The 17474-nt window shown below is 65.8% G+C and carries 20 protein-coding genes and 1 riboswitch; of the genes, 18 read left to right on the forward strand and 2 right to left on the reverse strand.

The genetic code is table 11. The annotated features are described in order from the left end of the window. Positions 1–4: 4 nt before the first annotated feature. On the forward strand, positions 5–1138 hold the full coding sequence (locus J3481_RS02725; RefSeq protein ID WP_206831372.1) for a zinc-dependent alcohol dehydrogenase family protein: 1134 nt from the start codon (positions 5–7) through the stop codon (positions 1136–1138). 80 nt (positions 1139–1218) lie between these two features. Further along, positions 1219–2304, forward strand: coding sequence for a flavodoxin-dependent (E)-4-hydroxy-3-methylbut-2-enyl-diphosphate synthase (ispG, locus tag J3481_RS02730; protein ID WP_206831374.1), 1086 nt, complete (start codon positions 1219–1221; stop codon positions 2302–2304). A 72-nt stretch (positions 2305–2376) separates the two neighbouring features. Here ispG and J3481_RS02735 read toward each other — a convergent pair whose 3' ends face one another. Then, positions 2377–2634 carry a LysM peptidoglycan-binding domain-containing protein gene (locus tag J3481_RS02735; RefSeq protein ID WP_236011051.1) on the reverse strand — a complete coding sequence of 86 codons (258 nt, stop codon included), beginning with the start codon at positions 2632–2634 and terminating at the stop codon, positions 2377–2379. Between the two features lie 182 nt (positions 2635–2816). Between J3481_RS02735 and J3481_RS02740 the strand changes: the two genes are divergently transcribed. The 11 genes from J3481_RS02740 to J3481_RS02790 all read left to right on the forward strand — a co-directional run bounded on the left by J3481_RS02740 (position 2817) and on the right by J3481_RS02790 (position 10847). After that, complete coding sequence (locus tag J3481_RS02740) at positions 2817–3935, forward strand: ATP phosphoribosyltransferase regulatory subunit (protein WP_206831376.1); 1119 nt, start codon at positions 2817–2819, stop codon at positions 3933–3935. Beyond that, on the forward strand, positions 3929–4570 hold the full coding sequence (gene hisG / locus J3481_RS02745) for an ATP phosphoribosyltransferase (protein ID WP_206831378.1): 642 nt from the start codon (positions 3929–3931) through the stop codon (positions 4568–4570). The genes J3481_RS02740 and hisG overlap by 7 nt, the downstream gene beginning before the upstream one ends. Then, a complete protein-coding gene (gene hisD, locus J3481_RS02750) occupies positions 4560–5840 on the forward strand; it encodes a histidinol dehydrogenase (RefSeq protein WP_206831379.1) in 1281 nt (426 codons plus the stop codon). The genes hisG and hisD overlap by 11 nt, the downstream gene beginning before the upstream one ends. Beyond that, positions 5837–6442, forward strand: coding sequence for an imidazoleglycerol-phosphate dehydratase HisB (gene hisB, locus J3481_RS02755; RefSeq protein ID WP_206831380.1), 606 nt, complete (start codon positions 5837–5839; stop codon positions 6440–6442). Before hisD ends, hisB begins: the two co-directional genes overlap by 4 nt. Then, positions 6439–7101: an imidazole glycerol phosphate synthase subunit HisH gene (gene hisH, locus J3481_RS02760; RefSeq protein WP_206831381.1), complete on the forward strand. Its 663-nt coding sequence runs from the start codon at positions 6439–6441 to the stop codon at positions 7099–7101. Before hisB ends, hisH begins: the two co-directional genes overlap by 4 nt. Then, positions 7098–7856, forward strand: coding sequence for a 1-(5-phosphoribosyl)-5-[(5-phosphoribosylamino)methylideneamino]imidazole-4-carboxamide isomerase (locus tag J3481_RS02765; RefSeq protein WP_206831382.1), 759 nt, complete (start codon positions 7098–7100; stop codon positions 7854–7856). The genes hisH and J3481_RS02765 overlap by 4 nt, the downstream gene beginning before the upstream one ends. After that, positions 7850–8620: an imidazole glycerol phosphate synthase subunit HisF gene (hisF, locus tag J3481_RS02770; protein ID WP_206831383.1), complete on the forward strand. Its 771-nt coding sequence runs from the start codon at positions 7850–7852 to the stop codon at positions 8618–8620. The genes J3481_RS02765 and hisF overlap by 7 nt, the downstream gene beginning before the upstream one ends. Next, a complete protein-coding gene (gene hisIE, locus J3481_RS02775; protein WP_206831385.1) occupies positions 8608–9399 on the forward strand; it encodes a bifunctional phosphoribosyl-AMP cyclohydrolase/phosphoribosyl-ATP diphosphatase HisIE in 792 nt (263 codons plus the stop codon). The genes hisF and hisIE overlap by 13 nt, the downstream gene beginning before the upstream one ends. Before the next feature lie 4 nt (positions 9400–9403). Beyond that, positions 9404–9544, forward strand: a complete 141-nt coding sequence (locus tag J3481_RS02780; RefSeq protein ID WP_206831387.1) for a hypothetical protein — start codon at positions 9404–9406, stop codon at positions 9542–9544. 66 nt (positions 9545–9610) lie between these two features. Beyond that, entirely contained in the window at positions 9611–9850 is a 240-nt protein-coding gene (locus J3481_RS02785; RefSeq protein WP_206831389.1) for a hypothetical protein, read from the forward strand. A gap of 79 nt (positions 9851–9929) precedes the next feature. Beyond that, positions 9930–10847: a DMT family transporter gene (locus J3481_RS02790; RefSeq protein WP_206831449.1), complete on the forward strand. Its 918-nt coding sequence runs from the start codon at positions 9930–9932 to the stop codon at positions 10845–10847. A gap of 233 nt (positions 10848–11080) precedes the next feature. Here J3481_RS02790 and J3481_RS02795 read toward each other — a convergent pair whose 3' ends face one another. Then, positions 11081–12112 carry a zinc-binding alcohol dehydrogenase family protein gene (locus tag J3481_RS02795; RefSeq protein ID WP_206831450.1) on the reverse strand — a complete coding sequence of 344 codons (1032 nt, stop codon included), beginning with the start codon at positions 12110–12112 and terminating at the stop codon, positions 11081–11083. Between the two features lie 168 nt (positions 12113–12280). Between J3481_RS02795 and J3481_RS02800 the strand changes: the two genes are divergently transcribed. From J3481_RS02800 to ribH, 5 genes are all read left to right on the forward strand, one after another. Continuing rightward, on the forward strand, positions 12281–13663 hold the full coding sequence (locus J3481_RS02800; RefSeq protein WP_206831390.1) for an APC family permease: 1383 nt from the start codon (positions 12281–12283) through the stop codon (positions 13661–13663). Between the two features lie 13 nt (positions 13664–13676). Then, positions 13677–13823: riboswitch (FMN riboswitch) on the forward strand. Between the two features lie 101 nt (positions 13824–13924). Then, complete coding sequence (gene ribD / locus J3481_RS02805; protein ID WP_206831391.1) at positions 13925–15040, forward strand: bifunctional diaminohydroxyphosphoribosylaminopyrimidine deaminase/5-amino-6-(5-phosphoribosylamino)uracil reductase RibD; 1116 nt, start codon at positions 13925–13927, stop codon at positions 15038–15040. A gap of 2 nt (positions 15041–15042) precedes the next feature. Beyond that, positions 15043–15696 carry a riboflavin synthase gene (locus tag J3481_RS02810; protein WP_206831392.1) on the forward strand — a complete coding sequence of 218 codons (654 nt, stop codon included), beginning with the start codon at positions 15043–15045 and terminating at the stop codon, positions 15694–15696. A 16-nt stretch (positions 15697–15712) separates the two neighbouring features. After that, a complete protein-coding gene (locus J3481_RS02815; protein ID WP_206831393.1) occupies positions 15713–16903 on the forward strand; it encodes a bifunctional 3,4-dihydroxy-2-butanone-4-phosphate synthase/GTP cyclohydrolase II in 1191 nt (396 codons plus the stop codon). Positions 16904–16941: 38 nt separating this feature from the next. Continuing rightward, the gene (gene ribH / locus J3481_RS02820; protein ID WP_206831394.1) at positions 16942–17409 is read left to right on the forward strand and encodes a 6,7-dimethyl-8-ribityllumazine synthase; all 468 of its coding nucleotides are present in this window, start codon (positions 16942–16944) and stop codon (positions 17407–17409) included. Positions 17410–17474: the final 65 nt, after the last annotated feature.

Here is a 17474-nt window from a genome sequence, read left to right on the forward strand (position 1 = left end):
GAGTGTGCGGACACGAGCCGCGGTGCTTATGGAGATGGGAGCCAAGCCGCCGTATGCATCCACGCGGCCGCTTCGCTTGGAGACATTGGAACTCGACCCACCGGGACCGGGCGAGGTTCTGATCCGCGTCCGCGCGGCAGGGCTGTGTCACTCCGATCTCTCCGTCATTCAAGGGGCCCGTCCGCGTCCGATGCCGATGGCGCTCGGGCACGAGGCGGCCGGCGAAGTGATGGAGCTTGGGGAGGGCGTGCACGACCTCGCACCTGGCGATCACGTCGTGTGCGCCTTCGTGCCGAGTTGCGGCCACTGCGGCCCATGCCAAGAGGGCCGGCCGGCTCTTTGTGAACCGGGTGCTGAGGCGAACGGCCGCGGCACGCTGTTATCCGGCGCGCGCAGGCTGCGCCTTCACGGCAAGCCCGTGAACCACCACCTCGGCGTGTCGGCGTTCAGCGAATACGCCGTCGTGTCTCGCCGATCGCTGGTCAAGATCGATCCGTCGCTCCCCTTCGAGCACGCGGCGCTCTTCGGCTGCGCCGTCATGACGGGCGTCGGCGCCGTGGTCAACACGGCGCGCGTTCCCGTGGGGGCGTCCGTGGGCATCGTCGGGCTTGGCGGAGTCGGGCTCGCCGCACTGCTCGGGGCCGTGGCGTCTTCCGCGCGGCACGTTGCGGCCATCGACGTGAATCCGCAGAAGCTCGCCTTCGCGCGCGATCTCGGGGCCACGCACGTTTACGATGCGCGCGATCCCGACGTGATCGACAAGGTGCGCGCGGATTCTTCGGGTGGCCTGGAGTACGTGTTTGAGACGGCGGGCGCCGTCGCCGCCATGACGACGGCGTTCAGGGTGACGCGTCGCGGGGGAACGACGGTGACCACCGGACTGCCTGATCCTCGCCACGAATGGAGCGTGCCGCAGGTGCTTTTGGCGGCGGAGGAGCGCACGATTCGCGGTTCGTACGTCGGCAGCTGCATCCCTTCCCGCGACATCCCTCGCTTCATTGCCTTGTTCCAGCAAGGCAAGCTCCCTGTTGATCGGCTGGTTTCGGACGTGATCGATCTCGACGACATCAACGAAGGATTCGATCGGCTGGCAGCGGGTGAGGCTGTGCGCATTGTGGTGCGCATGAGCGCGCCGTAAAGCGCGTATTGGTTGAAGGACGGCCCTTCGTTCGGTAAGATCCGTCATGAGACCTCATCACGTAGCGGGGAGACGAGAGTATGTATCGTCGCTGGGAGACGAAGCCGGTTCGCGTCGGCGACGTCGTGATCGGCGGAAGTAATCAGGTCATTGTGCAGAGCATGACGACGACCAAGACGGCCGACGTCAAGGCGACGGTGGAGCAGATTCACCGTTTGGAAGACGCGGGCTGCCAGGTCGTGCGCGTGACGGTGAACAACCGCGAAGCTGCTGAGGCTATTAAGGAAATCAAGCGGCAAATCCATATTCCGCTTGTGGCAGATATCCACTTCGACCATCGCCTCGCCTTGGAGGCCATCAAGAACGGCGTGGACAAGGTGAGGATCAATCCCGGCAACATCGGCAAGCGCGAGAAGGTCGAGGAAGTCGTCAAAGCGTGCAAGGAGCGCGGAATTCCCATCCGCATCGGCGTGAACGCCGGATCGCTCGAGAAGCACATCCTGGAGAAATACGGCTATCCTACGGCCGAGGGGATGTTGGAGAGCGCGGAGCATCACGTCAAGATCTTGGAGGATCTCGACTTCGACGACATCGTCATTTCGATGAAAGCGTCGGATGTGCCGCTCGCCATTGAAGCGTATCGGCTGGCCGCGGAGCGATTCCGGTATCCGCTCCACCTCGGCATCACGGAGTCGGGAACCTTGTTTGGAGGCACCATCAAGAGCGCGGCGGGGCTTGGCACGCTGCTGCACATGGGCATCGGGAACACCATCCGCGTGTCCCTTTCGGCGGATCCAGTGGAAGAGGTCAAGGTCGCGCGCGAGCTGCTCAAGGTGTTCCACATCGTGTCGGATGCAGTGACCATCGTGTCGTGCCCGACGTGTGGCCGGATCGACATCGACCTCATCAGCATCGTCAACGAGCTCGAGGATTACGTGCAGAACATCCGCGCGCCCATCAAGGTATCGGTGCTGGGTTGCGCGGTCAACGGCCCGGGCGAGGCGAGAGAGGCCGATATCGGCATCGCGGGAGCGCGGGGCGAGGGGCTTCTCTTCCGCAAGGGTCAGGTCGTGCGCAAGATCCCAGAGGCGGATCTTCTGACGGAACTGAAAAAGGAAATCGATACGATGGCGAAGCGGTACGCGGAGACAGGTTCCATTTGGTGAGCGCACAGGCGCGCCCGACTGTCGGGAGATCGACAGGCGGGCGCGCTTTTTTTGTGTCGGGACGATCGCCCTTCAGTACCAGCTCTTGTGGTGCGTGTGCATGTCGTGATGCGCGTGGTGATGTCCGTCGTGGTGCATGTCGTGCGCGTGGGAGCTCCACTTGACGTCCTCGTAGTGTTTGCTCGGAATCTTCAGTACCTGGCCGGGATAAATCATGTTGGGGTTCTTGATGCCGTTGGCCCGGACGATGGCGGACACGGTCGTGTCGTACTTGACCGCGATGTTTCCGAGCGTGTCACCGGGTTGGACGATGTACTTGACCACTGTCATTCCTCCCTTGTGCGTGGTTCGATCCACCGTATGCGAATGCGGGCGGACTCGCCGAGGATGGACGCCTACATTTGGCCAGTTGCAATGTGGGCTCCCGTCCGATATGCTTGCTTTAGCATATTAGCGAAGTAAAGAGCGCCGTCTGGATGAAGGCGCGCAGAAGGCGTGGAGGCTGGAGAGGCATGGATGCCACGAGGAGCGGAAGCGGATGGGGCGCCAGCCCTTGGCAGGCTGTTCGCGGATTTGCGGATCGGCCCCCAGGGATGCAGGACGGTTACCCCGACTTCGCGAAGCGCCGCAGGTCGGTGGAGACCCGCCTGCTCTCGTTTGTGGAGGATGCGGGATACGAGCCTGTCACGAGCGGACTGTTTGAATACGTGGACACGCTGCTTCGGGCGCGATCGCCCGAGTCGAGCCGCGATTGGATCCGGCTCTTTGACGGCGGCGGGGACGCCGTGGCCCTTCGCCCGGAGATGACCCCGTCCATCGCGCGCATGGCGGCGCCGCGCGTCGCCGCGGGGCGGACGCCCATTCGCTGGTGTTACTGCGAACGCGTGTACCGGCGCACGGACGATCCGGCCTCCCTGTCGTGGGCGAGCGGCAAGGCCGCGGAGTCGACGCAGGTCGGCATCGAGCGGATAGGGGAAGAGGCGAGCGTCGAAGTCGACATGGACGTGTTGCGCCTCCTGCACGAGGCGAGCGCGGCGGCGGGTGTGAAACATCACCGCATCGTGGTGAGCCACGCGCGATTGGTGCCGCGGCTGCTCGACGCGATGGGCGTATCCGCGGGGCTCGCGCGGGCGCTTCTCTCGTGCTTGACGAGTGGGAATTACGTGCAGTTCCGGGAGCTTTGGCAGCGGCACGCGTGCACGGAGGTCGACCTGCTCGCGAATCTGCTCGCTTGGTCGCCCGCGGATCGCGATACGGCGAAGCGCGCCCGCGAGGTGTCGGGGCGCGAGATCGAGGGGCTGTTGGCGGAAGCCGCGGACGCTCGCGCGGCAGCCGACGTGCGGGAGGCGTGGCGATACCTCTGCCGCCTGGCCGATGCGCTGGAGGCGTCGGGCCTGGCGTCGGACGTCATCACGTTCGATCTCGCCCTTCACCGCGAGCTCGACTACTACACCGGACTGGTGTTCGAGATGTTTGCGCCCGGCGTGGGCGCGCCCATCGCGCAGGGCGGGCGCTACGACGAGCTTCTGGCCCAATTTGGCGCCGATGCGCCGGCCGTCGGCTTCGCGTTCGAAGTCGAGCGCGTGATGGCCGTCCTCGAGGCGCAGGAGGAGGGGGAGAGCGCATGCTGACTGTGGCAATGGCCAAAGGGCGCACGCTGGAGGATGTCGTGCCGCTTTGGGAAGAGGCCGGCATCTCCTATCCGCGCGACTGGGATGAGAGCCGCGCGCTGGTGTTCGAGGTGCCTTGGCGAGGCTCTGCCCTGCGCTATCTCCTCGCGAAGCCCGCGGACGTGCCGACGTACGTCGCCTATGGCGTGGCGGATCTGGGCGTTGTCGGCAACGACATTCTGCTCGAGCAGGAGCGGGAGATGTACGAACTGATCGACCTCGGCGTCGCCCGGTGCAAGCTGTGCGTGGCCGGTCCGGAGGACGAACGCCACCACGCGCCGCGGCGCGTGGCGACGAAATACCCGAAGCTCGCGGACCGGTATTTTCGCAGCCAGGGGCATCAGGTGGAGATTGTGCCGCTCGCCGGGTCGATCGAGTTGGCGAGCGTGATCGGCTTGACGGATCGCATTTTCGACCTTGTCCAGACCGGGGAGACACTCAGGGCCAACGGGCTCGTCGTCTTTGACGAGGTGCTCGACATCTCGGCGCGGCTTGTCGCGAATCGATCGAGCTACCGGATGAAACACGGCGAAATCTCCGCCTTGGTGGAGCGGCTGGAGGCGGTCATCGCGAGGAGGAACGCTTATGCGCCTTGATCGGGTGGACGTGATCGAACAGGCTTCGTTTTCATGGGAGCGAACGACCGGCCGTGACGCCGGCGTGTGGGAAACGGTGGCGCGCATCCTGGAGGAGGTGCGCGCGGGAGGCGACGAAGCGCTGCGCAGCCTGACGAGGGCGCTGGACGGTGTGGACGCGCCGCTCACTGTGCCCGCGGAGGCGATGGAAGCCGCGTTTCACGCCTTGCGTCCAGAGGTGCGGGAGGCGCTCGCGCGCGCGGCAGCGCGTATTCGGCGGTTTCACGAGGCGCAGCTGCCGACCGATCTCGTCGTCCAAGGTGACGACGGGGAGACCCTGGAGATGCTCTGGCGGCCGCTGGAGCGCGTGGGGGTGTACGCGCCGGGGGGACGAGCGGCCTATCCGTCGACCGTATTGATGGACGTCATCCCGGCGCAGGTGGCTGGCGTCCGGTCCATCGCGCTGGTCTCGCCGCCGGGGCCGGACGGCCTTCCTCATCCGGCGGTCTTGGCGGCGGCCCATCTGGTCGGCGTGCGGGAGATGTACGCGGTCGGCGGCGCGCAGGCGGTGGCGGCGCTCGCGTACGGGACGGAGACCATCGCGAGGGTGGACAAGATCGTCGGGCCGGGCAATGTGTACGTCGCGACGGCCAAACGGATGGTGATGGGCGACGTCGGGATCGACAGCATCGCCGGGCCGACCGAGGTGGTGGTGATTGCCGATGACTCGGCCAATCCGGCGTACGTGGCGGCCGACATGCTCGCCCAGGCGGAACACGACGTCGAGGCAGGGGCCGTGTGCCTGAGTCCGGCGCGCGATGTGCTGGAGAGGGTGCACGCCGAGATCGTGCGGCAGCTGTCCACGTTGCCGCGGACGGAGATCGCGCGCGAAGCGCTGGAGCGCCACGGGGCGCTCGTGCTCGTGGAAAGCTTGGACGACGCGGTCGATCTCGCCAACCGGATGGCGCCGGAACACGTGGAGATCATCACGCGGGACCCGCGCCGTCTCCTGGATGGGCTTCGCACGGCCGGTGCGGTGTTCCTCGGCCCGTACACGCCCGAACCGGTGGGGGACTACTTCGCCGGGACGAATCACGTGCTGCCCACCCACGGGAGCGCGCGCTTTTCGAGCGGACTGGGCACGCTCGACTTCATGCGGCGGATGACCGCAGCCACGTACACGGCTGAGACCCTCGCCCGCCATGCGCGGTACATCGAGGCGCTCGCAGACGCAGAATCGCTCACGGCGCACCGGGAAGCGGTGCGAATCCGCAGGGAGGAGTTGCGATGAGCACGAACCTGGGAACTCCCACTTTTGTCGCGGCGTTGGAGCGCGAGACGGGCGAGACGTCGGTGCGCCTGTCGCTCAACCTGCGCGGAGAGGGCCGGGCATTGATGGACTTCCCTGTCCCATTTTTGCGCCACATGCTGCATCTCTTCACAGTGCACGGGTCTTTCGACCTCACCGTCTCGGCGACGGGCGACGTCGACGTCGATGATCATCACCTCGTCGAGGACATCGGGCTTTGCCTGGGCCGCGCCATCCGGGAGGCGCTTGGCAATAAGGCCGGCATTCGCCGCTATGGGGAGCGGCACGTGCCCATGGACGAGGCGCTCGCGCGGGCTGTGATCGATCTGTCCGGCCGGCCGGCGTTCGTGCTGCAGGCCAGGTTCACGGACACGCGCATCGGCACGTTTCCGACGGAACTCGTGCACGAATTTTTCAAGTCGGTCGCGAACGAGGCCCGGATGGCGCTGCACCTCGCGGTGCTCTATGGGGAGAACAATCACCACATGGTGGAAGCCCTGTTCAAGGCGTTCGGCCAGGCGTTGCGCGAGGCGGTCGAGGAGACGGGAGGCGGCGTGCGCAGCAGCAAGGGGGTGCTCGAATGATCATCGTGCTCGATCCCGGCATTGGCAACCTTCACAGCGTGCTCGGCGGACTCCGCCGCGTGGGCTGCGAAGGCCGCGTGGTGGCGACGCGCGACGAGTGGGCGCATGGACTGGCCGAGGGGACGCGCGTCCAAGGCGTCGTCCTGCCCGGCGTGGGGGCGTTCGGCGACGCCATGAGCCAGATGCGCGTCCGCGGGTTGTGCGACGTGGTGCAGGACGCCGTGGAGCGGTCCATCCCGCTCCTCGGCATCTGCCTCGGCATGCAGCTTTTGTTCACCAGTTCGGAAGAACACGGCGTGTTTCGCGGGTTGGATCTCATCCCGGGCCACGTCGTCCGCTTTCCGGACGGGGCCAAGGTTCCGCACATGGGTTGGAACGGCCTCGATGTGCGCGCGCCTCATCATCCGCTGTTGCGCGATGTCCGGCAGGGGGACTACGTCTACTTTGTCCATTCCTACTATGCTGTGGCGGAACGAGGTGAGGACGTGATCGCGAGTACCGAATACGCGGGGGTCGACGTGCCCGCCGTGGTGGCGCGCGGCCGCGTCATGGGCACGCAGTTTCACCCGGAGAAGAGCGGTGCGGTCGGCGAGCGCATTCTCGCAAATTTCGTGCGCCTCGCCGCGTATCCGGCGCTGTTCGAGGAGGTGAGCCCATGAGCGGCCTTCCGTTCACGGTCTATCCTGCCATTGACATCCTCGGCGGAGAAGTGGTGCGCCTCCGCCAGGGGGATTATCAGCAGGTCACGCGCTACGGCGGCCATCCCGAGGCGGTGGCCGGCCGCCTGTGCGAGGCGGGTGCCCGCTTTCTGCACGTGGTCGATCTCGACGCCGCCCGCTCCGGCCAAAGTGACAACGAGCCGGCGGTGCGCGCCATTGTCGCGACGGCCACGTCATACGGGGCGCTGGTGCAGGTGGGCGGCGGCATCCGCACCCGGGACGCCATCGCCAGGTGGCTGGACGCGGGCGTGGCGCGCGTCGTGATCGGCACGGCGGTGCAGCACGTGGAGCTCGTCGCCGACTGGGCGTCGGAGTTCGGCGGCGATCGGCTTATCGCGGGGCTTGACGGCCGCAGAGGGCGTCTTGCGGTGTCCGGGTGGGTGGAGCAGACGGAGCGTTCCATCTTCGATCTCGCCCGCGAGCTGGCCAAGGTCGGCCTGGTGCAGGCCCTCGTCACCGATGTGGAACGCGACGGCACCGGCGCCGGGCCGAATCTCGATCTCGCGCTCGGCGTGCAGCAGTCGGGGCTCTTTGCCATCGTGTCGGGAGGCGTGGGTTCCATCGACGACGTGGTGGCGGCGCGCCGCGCAGGCCTCGCGGGTGTCGTGATCGGCAAGGCGCTGCACGACGGGCGGATCGATCTCGCCGAGCTTTTCCGCCGGCTCGCGCAGGAAGGGGAGGGTAGCCCGTGCTGACCAAGCGCATTATCCCGTGTTTCGACGTGCTGGACGGCCGCGTGGTCAAGCACGTCAGCTTCTTGGACCATCGCCGCGACGCCGGCGATCCGGTGGCGTTGGCGGAGGCTTACTGCCGCGAAGGCGCCGACGAACTCGTACTCCTCGACATCTCCGCCTCCAGCGAAGGGCGCTTGGCCATGTTGCGTGTGGTGGAACAGGTGGCCGCTCGGGTCAATGTTCCGCTCACCGTGGGTGGCGGCGTGTCCACGGTGGAGGACGTGCGCAGGCTTTTGCTCTCCGGCGCGGACAAGGTGTCGATGAACACCGGGGCGTACCGCAATCATCGGCTCATCGAGGAGTCCGCGTGGCGCTTTGGCGAGCAGTGCGTCGTCGTGGCCATCGACGCGCGTTGGAGCGATTCGCTCGGACGGTACGAGGTCATGCTGCAGGGAGGCAAGCTCGGCACCGGCACGGACGCCGTGGAGTGGGCCAAGCGCGCGGCACAGCTCGGCGCGGGCGAGATCCTTTTGACGAGCTTTCGCCAGGATGGGACCAAATCCGGCTACGATCTCGACCTCACCCGCCGCGTGGCGGATGCGGTCCGCGTGCCGGTCATCGCGAGCGGGGGAGCCGGAACGATGGATCACTTCGCCGAAGTCCTGACGGCGGGAGGCGCTGATGCTGCGCTCGCGGCGAGCGTCTTTCACTTTGGGGAAATCTCCATCCCGGCGCTGAAGGCCTATCTGCATGAAAAGGGGGTGCCGGTGCGATGGCCGCTGTGAAAGGAGACGTGGAGCTCGCTCGCGTCCGCTATGATGCTGCGACAGGCCTCGTGCCTGTGGTGGCGCAGGATGCGGAGACGGGCGACGTGCTGATGCTCGCCTACGCGGACCGCGAAGCGCTGAAGCGGACGCTTGCGACGGGCTACGCCTGGTATTACAGCCGATCCCGCCAAGCGTACTGGCGCAAGGGCGCGACGTCTGGCAACGTGCAGCGCGTGGTGGAAGTGCGTTTGGACTGCGACTGCGACGCCGTGCTGTATAGGGTAAAACCTGAGGGACCGGCGTGCCACACGGGCGAGCAGGTGTGCTTCCATCGCCGCCTGGTGCCGGACGGATCAGGTGCAGATCGCGGCTTGGAGGCGTCAGCCGCTGTCGGCGGGAACGCTGGACCGGCGGGCGGGCCGGGTGCCGCCGCCGAGGAGGCTGCGGATGGCAACCGGACACCTTCAAACAAACGCCCCGCCGTCGCAGCGGCGGACCCGTGGGACGCGTCTTCTCTGGCGCGGCTGTGGGGCGTGATCGACAGCCGGTACCGCGAGCGGCCGGACGGAAGTTATACGACGTATCTGTTCACGCAGGGCGCGGAACGCATCGGCAAGAAAATCGGGGAGGAGGCTGTCGAGGTGGCGCTCAGCGGGCTGAAGGCGGAGCGGGATGCGTCGGCGCGCGCCGAGGTGGCCTCGGAATCCGCGGACCTGTTGTACCACCTCCTCGTGCTTTGGCGCCACGTGGGGATCGATCCGGCCGAGGTCTGGCGCACGCTCGAGAAGCGCGCATAGCCCGGTGCGCATGGCACACGCTACGGCCATCCGGCGCCATGCGGGATGGGGGGATGGCGTGTTGCAGCTTATCTTGGACATGGGGATGGGCGTGCTCATCGACGCCCTGCAGTGGATCATCCTGTGGCTCGTGGCGCTGCCCTGAGTCGCTGCGCCGCGGGAGGGACACCACCGACCCTTCATGCATTCGATACAGCATGGAGGTGGAACTATGGTGGTCATTCTGCATCCGCTGGTGACCGGCAGCGCCGAAATCGTGGTCAACGCCGGGAGCAGTTCCGACGAGAGCGTCGTGATCGCTGATTATCTCGGGATGACGGTCGGCGATGTGATTCGGAAGCTGGAACGGCACGGCTATCGGCTGACCTACGTGACCGACCACTATCTGGTGCTTGAGCGCCGCGATCGGTCGCGGCCGCGCACGGGGCGCAGACCCACGATGTTCAGGTAGGCGTGGGATTCTGGAAGATGTGGCGGCTTGAGTTGGGCCGGTCACTCGGCGTAGATTAGCTACGGAGGGGGCCGGCTTGTTGCGTATTCCGAAATGGGGATTGTTTGTGCTGCTCATCTTAGCCAATCTGATCTGGTCCGCGAGTTTCACGGCGACGGGACTCGCCGCGGTCAGCTTTTCACCGCCCGTCATCGTGATGGCGCGGATGATCATTGGCGGCCTGGTGCTCTTGCCCTTCGTCGTGCGCGATTTGCGCCAGGGCGTGTGGACGTGGAAGAAGGTGCTGCGCGTTGCGCTGCTCGGTCTTCTCGGCTTCACCGTGCCGGTGACCATGGAGACGGAGGGCATTCGTGTGTCTTCGCCGGCGCTTGGCGCCGTGTCGATTGCGCTTGAACCTCTCCTCACGCTCGTGGTGTCGGCCTTCGCGTTTCGCACGCCTCTGGGTCCGCGGCGCTGGCTGGCCATGTTGCTCGCGGCCGCAGGCGCCTGGGTCGTCGCCGGCTGTCCGCGGCCCGGGTTTACCGGTTACCTGCTGGGCGATCTCCTCATGCTCGGCGCGGTGGCCTGCTACGCCATCTACAATGCCATCTCCGGCCGGCTCACGGCCGACGTGTCTGCGGCCGGCGCAACGAGCATCATGCTGCTTGCGGCCGGGATCGGCTGCGTGCCCATCGACGCCTGGACGGGCTTCGCTTGGCCGCGCCACGTGACGCCGGCAAGCCTCTGGAGCCTCGTCTTTCTCGCGTTTTTTGCCACAGCCTTGGCGTATCTCATCTGGATCCTCGTGCTGCAAGACCATGATGTGGCGAGCGCGGCCATCACGCTGTATCTGCAGCCGGTGTTCGGCGTGCTGATTTCCATTGCTGTCACTGGCGAACGTCCGTCCGCGTTGTTTTACGTCGGCGGCGCGATGATCCTCGTGGCGCTCTTCCTTGGCCAGCACCGGAGCAAGGAAAAGCCGGTGACCGTGTCGGAAATGGAGCGGGCGTCCATGTGATGGCTTCGCTCGCCTTCTACGCGCTGATCGGCGCCGGCCTGATCATCGAAAACCATGCGGGGCAAGCGTTGCGCGTTTCGTACACAGTAGGAATGACAACGGGAGATCTCGAGGATGTCCGACACCTTCATGTCCATCATCTCGACGGCGAGTTCGGTCGCCTCCCGCAGCCGATCCGCCCTCCGCGCCGTGAAAAGGAGCGAGCGCTAAGCCGCTCGCTCCCGGTTCCTCTTTCAGAATCCCGAGAGTACAATTTTGCCGATGGTTCTGCCGGACTCGAGCTTCGCATGCGCCTTACGCAGATTCTCCGCGTTGATGGGCGACAAGTGCTCCGTCATGGTGGTTTGAATCTCGCCCGCGTCGACGAGACGAGCCACCCGATTCAGGATGTCACGCTGCCTGGCCATGTCCGCCGTCTGGTACCGCGGCCGCGTGAACATGAGCTCCCACGCGAATGTCACGCTCTTGCCAAACAGCAGTTCCAGATTCAGTAAGGTGCTCGTCTCCACGATGGAGCAAATCTTGCCCTGCGGCGCAATGACGTCCGCCATCGATTCCCAGTGTTTGTCGGTGGCGTTGAGGCACAGGATGGCATGGACGTCGTGGAAGCCGAGCCCTTCGAGCTGTGGCCGGAACGGGCGCGTGTGATCGATGACGTGGTCCGCGCCGTGCCGCAACGCCCATTCCCGCGTCTCGGGCCTCGACGCCGTGCCGATGACCGTGAACCCAGCGCGCTTGGCCAACTGGGTTGCGATGGAACCCACGCCCCCAGCCGCACCGATGATGAGGAGCGCCGTGCCGCGATTCGCACCTGGCTCGAGCGAGAAACGGAGTCGGTCCTCGAGCGCCTCCCACGCTGTCAGGCTTGTGAGCGGCAGCGCGGCAGCTTCGGCAAAGTCGAGCGCCTTCGGCTTGCGGCCTACGATGCGCTCGTCCACGAGGTGGTATTCCGCGTTTGTGCCTTGCCGCACGTTGCTGCCGGCGTAGAACACTTCGTCGCCTGGCTTGTACCACTCGCAATCCGGTCCTGTTTCGACGACGATCCCGGCGGCGTCAAAGCCGAGGATTTTGGGCGTGGACTCCACTTTGTCTTTCGGCGCGCGGATCTTCGTATCGACGGGATTGACGGACACGGCATGAACCTTAACCAACAGATCGCGGCCATGCGGGCGAGGCCGCTCCACCTCCAGGTCCAACAGGCTCTCCGGATCCGAGATGGGCAGGTATCGGTACAGACCCACCGCTTTCATCTTCGCCACAGGCATCGCCTCCTCGTGAGCCAGAATCAAACCATACGACTCACAAAGGGTTATACACTTCCCTTTCGTGCTATGCAATTCCTGCAAAATCGTCCGTGGATTCTGTATACTCAAGCTGTGAGTAGGCTGAAGCGCGTCGCGCGCGCACGCGCCGCTTCGTGGGGAGGAGATGTCGTGCAGCGTTCGGAAGGTGGGGGATTTCGCCGATCGCTCGGTTTGCGCCAAGTGCTCGCCATCGCCATCGCCGCCATTTCGCCAACCACGTCCGTGTTTCTCGTGTACAACACGGCCTTGTTCCAGGCGGGCACCGGCGTGTTCTGGGCGTTCGTCATCGGCGCATGCATCGCGCTGTCTATGGCATTTTGCTACGCGGAACTCGGGTCCGCGTATCCTGGCGCGGGCGGCGCGTACCGCATCGTGCAACGGGTGCTGGGCGAGCCGTTTGGCTTCATCGCCGTCTTTCTCTTTCTCGTGCTCGGCGTCGTGATCACCGCCAGCATCCTCGTGTCCGCCGCCTCGTACCTGCATTCGCTCATACCGGCGCTCCCTGTCAACTGGACGGCGGTCGCGATGATGGCCATCGTCACCTGGCTTTCGCTGGAGCGCATCGGCGCGACGAGCGCCGTGGCGACGGCGATGCTCGTGCTGGAGCTCGTGGTCATCCTCGCATTCACGGCGCTGGCGTTTGCGCACGCGCAACATCCGCTCGCGTACCTCGGGCGCCTCACGTATCCTATCGTGGTCGATCACGCCCCGCAGACCGTCGGCTGGCAGGACCTCCTGGCCGCGGTGGTCCCGGCGCTGTTTGCGTTTAACGGCTACGATTGGCCCCTCTATTTTGCGGAAGAGACCGTGGAGACTCGGCGCGTCCTGCCCCGCGCCGTCCTCTTGGCCGCATTCCTCAGCGTGGTGGTGGAGGTTCTCGCCGTGATGGCGGCGACGCTCGCCGTGCCACACGCCTCGTTCACCGCCGTGCCGTCGTCCTACTTGCCTCTCGTGTCCATCGCGCAATCGGCCGCAGGCCAGGCGGGGGCGACCGTCTTGCTTGTCGGCGTCGTGATCGCCATGTTCGATACCGGCCTCACGGGCAACCTCGCCTACGCGCGCATCTATCTGGACGCCGCGCGGAATGGGAGTTGGCCAGGACCTGTCAACCAGTTCTTTGCCAGCATGAATCGCCGCGGCGTGCCAAAGTGGGGGTTCGTGCTGCTCGGGGTGGGCAACGCGATACTCTGCTATTTCACGTCGCTCAACAACCTCATCACCTTCACCGGCGTGATCATCGTGATCATCTACCTGCTCGTGGCGGTGTCGGCCGTCGTGCACCGCCTGCGGCGCGGCTCGGCCGAGGCGCCGTTTCGCATGCCGCTCTGGCCCCTGCCGCCTTTCATTGCGCTCTGCGGCGTTGGGCTGTCGCTCGTCGAACAGGCGTCAGGGGATCTCATCACAGCGGCCGTCATCGTCGCCATCGCGCTCGTGTACGCGCTGGCATACCTGCAGCGGCGCCGGGACTTGCGATCCGGCCTCGATTCGTCCATGATGGAAGACAACAACTGAATCCGTGAGACGCGCAATCCTTCGGGGCAGGGTGAGGCCGAGAGGCCAATTCCCGATCGGTGGTGATCCGAGCGCACGACTCGGTCAGTCCACGAGCCGCAAGGCACGAACTGGTGAGATTCCAGTACCGACGGTATAGTCCGGATGAAAGAAGGATGGCGGCGTGTGAGCGCACCATGCGCTTGTTCAACGTGCCGACATTCTGCCTTTATGCCCCTGGATGCCAGGGGCTTTTTTCATGGCGCGGAAGGGGGAGGGACCTTGACCGAAGACGAGCGATATATGCGCATGGCCCTCGACGTGGCGCGCCTGGGCGAAGGACAGACGTCGCCAAACCCCATGGTCGGCTGCGTCGTGGTGCATGACGGCCTCATCGTGGGGCAGGGCGCACATCTCGAGGCGGGAACGCCGCACGCGGAGGTGCACGCGCTGCGCATGGCCGGCGAGCGCGCGCGAGGCGCGACACTCTACGTCACGCTCGAGCCGTGTAATCACCATGGGCGTACTCCGCCCTGTACGGATGCCATCCTCGCCGCGGGCGTGCGGCGCGTGGTGGTGGCTGCGCTCGATGTCGATCCCCGCACAGCCGGGCTCGGCGTCAACCGTCTGCGCGACGCCGGGATCGAGGTCGAGGTGGGCGTGCTCGAAAAAGAAGCGCGCGATCTGAACCGCCACTTCTTTCACCGCGTCCGCACCGGCCGACCGTATGTGATCTACAAGGTCGCCATGACCCTGAGCGGTCACGTCGCCGCGTCGAGCGGGCACAGCCAGTATGTGACCGGTCCCGCAGCGCGGGTCGACGTGCATCGGCTGCGACAGATCATCCCCGCCATTGGCGTCGGCGTCGGGACGGTCCTCGCGGACAATCCTGAGTTGACCGCTCGCGATCTCGCCGCGGGAACAAGGCGGGATCGCCAGCCACTTCGCGTGGTGTTTGACACGCACCTTCGCACCCCGCCCACCGCACGGCTGCTCGCTGCGCCCGGGCGGACGCTGATTCTGACATCCCATCGCGCCGCGCGGACCGAGGCTGCGGCCCGCCTCATCGATCGCGGCGGCGTCCGCGTCGTTCCCGTATCGGAACGCGATGGACGCCTCCATCTCGATGAGGCCCTGCGCGCCGTGGCGGAGGAAGGCGCCAATGCCCTTCTCCTCGAAGGAGGCCCGACGCTCGCGTCGGCACTGCTTCAGATGCGGCTGATCGACGAGGTTCGCGTGTACCTGGCGCCGAAGCTCCTCGCAGGGGGACTGTCCGCGCTGCAAGGCGCTGTCACGCAGTCGATGTCGGAAGCGGCGGAACTTCACGATGTGAGCATCGAGTGGCTGGACGACGATCTCGTCCTCACAGGGCGGGTTCGCTATCGTGAGGAGGTGTGAGCATGTTCACAGGTATTGTGGAAGGGACGGCGCGCCTCGCTGCGGTCTCGCGTCACACGGGAGGGGCGACGTTCACCTTCGAGGCGCCGTTTCTGATGGACGATCTTCACGTCGGCGACAGCGTCGCCGTGAACGGAGTCTGTCTCACGGTGGAGAGCCTGAGCGGTGGAACGTTTACCGCCACGGCGGTTCCCGAGACCCTGCGGCGGACCAACCTCGGTGGGCTCCAGCCGGGAGGCCGCGTGCACGTGGAGCGCGCCATGCGCGCGGACGGGCGGTTCGGCGGGCATATCGTGTCAGGACACGTCGACGGCACGGGTCACGTCGCGGAGGTGCGCCCGGATGGCGACGCGCGCGTGTTGGTCATTCGCGTCGATCCCGCCCTCGCGCGCTACATGGTCGACAAGGGATCCGTGGCCGTCGACGGCGTCAGCCTCACCATCATGCGTGCGGAAAAGGATCGATTCTCCGTATCCATCATTCCGCACACCCAGGCGGTCACCCGGTTCGGCGAGATCCGATCGGGCGAGACGGTCAACATCGAGTGCGACGTGATCGCCAAGTATGTGGAGCGCCTCCTGGCGTACCGGGGGGATACCGGGGCACCGGGCGGAATCCGTGCGGAGTTTCTGGCGCGGCACGGGTTTTTGAGATAAGAGGGGGAATGGGGTCATGAACACCATCGAAGAGGCGCTCGAGGACCTGCGCCAAGGCCGCGTCGTGATTGTCGTCGACGATGAGGACCGGGAGAACGAGGGGGACTTCGTCGCGCTCGGCAGCCGCGCCACGCCGGACGTCGTGAACTTCATGATCACGCACGGCCGCGGGCTCTTGTGCGTGCCCATCACCGAGGAGCGCGCCAGGCGCCTCGGCCTCGAGGCGATGTACGAGCGCAACACGGACAACTACGGCACGGCCTTCACGGTGTCGGTCGATCTCGCCACCACCCACACGGGCATTTCCGCATACGAGCGCGCGGAGACCATCGCAGCCATCGTGTCGGAGGACACGGGTCCGGACGACTTTCGCAAGCCTGGCCATGTGTTTCCGCTCGTCGCGAAGCCTGGCGGCGTGCTCCGCCGCGCCGGCCACACGGAGGCGGCGGTCGATCTCGCCCGGCTCTGCGGCGAGCCCGAGGTGGGCGTCATCTGCGAGATCTTGAACGAGGACGGCACCATGGCGCGCCTGCCTCAGCTCGAGCAGGTGGCAGAGCGATTTGGCCTGAGGCTCATCACCATCGCCGACCTCATCGCGTACCGCAAGCGCACCGAAAAGCTCGTCCGAAGGGCGGCCGAAGCGGAGTTGCCCACGGCGTATGGACACTTTCGGGCGGTGGTGTACGAGAGCGAGATCGACGACAAGGAGCACATCGCCCTCGTGATGGGCGACGTGTCGGACGGAGAGCCGACGCTCGTGCGGGTCCATTCCGAATGCCTGACCGGCGACGCGTTCGGATCGCTGCGCTGCGATTGCGGGCCCCAACTTCACGCCGCGCTGCGCCAAATTGCGAGGGAAGGCAAGGGCGTGCTGCTGTACCTGCGCCAGGAAGGGCGCGGGATCGGCCTATTGAATAAAATCCGCGCCTATGCGCTTCAGGATCAGGGCCTGGACACGGTGGAGGCGAACCACCGGCTCGGCTTCGCCGACGATCTCCGCGACTACGGCATCGGGGCGCAGATCTTGCGCGATCTCGGCATTCGGAAAATGCGCCTTCTGACGAACAACGTGCGCAAGCTAAAGGGCATTGCGGGGCACGGGCTCGAAGTCGTGGAACGGGTGCCGCTCGAGGTGGACCGCAATCCATACAACGAGGCGTACCTGCGCACCAAGCGGGACAAGTTGGGGCATCTGCTCAATCTGTAACGTCAGGGAGACGCATCTCATGGAGAGGAGCATGACACGTGCGCGTGTATGAAGGGAATTTGCTCGGACAGGGCTTGCACATCGGCATCGTGGCGTCTCGGTTCAACGATTTCATCACAAGCAAGCTGGTGGAAGGCGCTCTGGACGCGCTCCGGCGTCACGGCGTGCCCGAGGAACACATCGAGCTCGCGTGGGCGCCTGGCGCATACGAGATTCCGGTGGTGGCGCGCTGGATGGCCGAATCCGGGCGCTACGACGCGGTGGTGGCGCTCGGCTGCGTAATTCGCGGCGCGACCGCACACTTCGACTACGTGGCGGGGGAGGCGGCGAAAGGCATCGCGCAGGTCAGCCGCGACACGGGCGTTCCCGTGCTGTTTGGCGTCTTGACCACCGATACCCTCGAGCAGGCCATCGAGCGCGCCGGCACCAAGGCGGGCAACAAAGGCGCGGAGGCCGCGCTTGGCGCGATTGAGATGGCGAATCTGCGGCGCGCGTTTCGCAACTGAGGCGCACCGCGCCATGGCATTCGGACAGGCGCGGCGGGCTTCTGGATCATGTCCAACGTGTTGCT

It is taken from the genome of Alicyclobacillus fructus, from assembly GCF_017329605.1.
GTDB lineage: Bacteria > Bacillota > Bacilli > Alicyclobacillales > Alicyclobacillaceae > Alicyclobacillus > Alicyclobacillus fructus.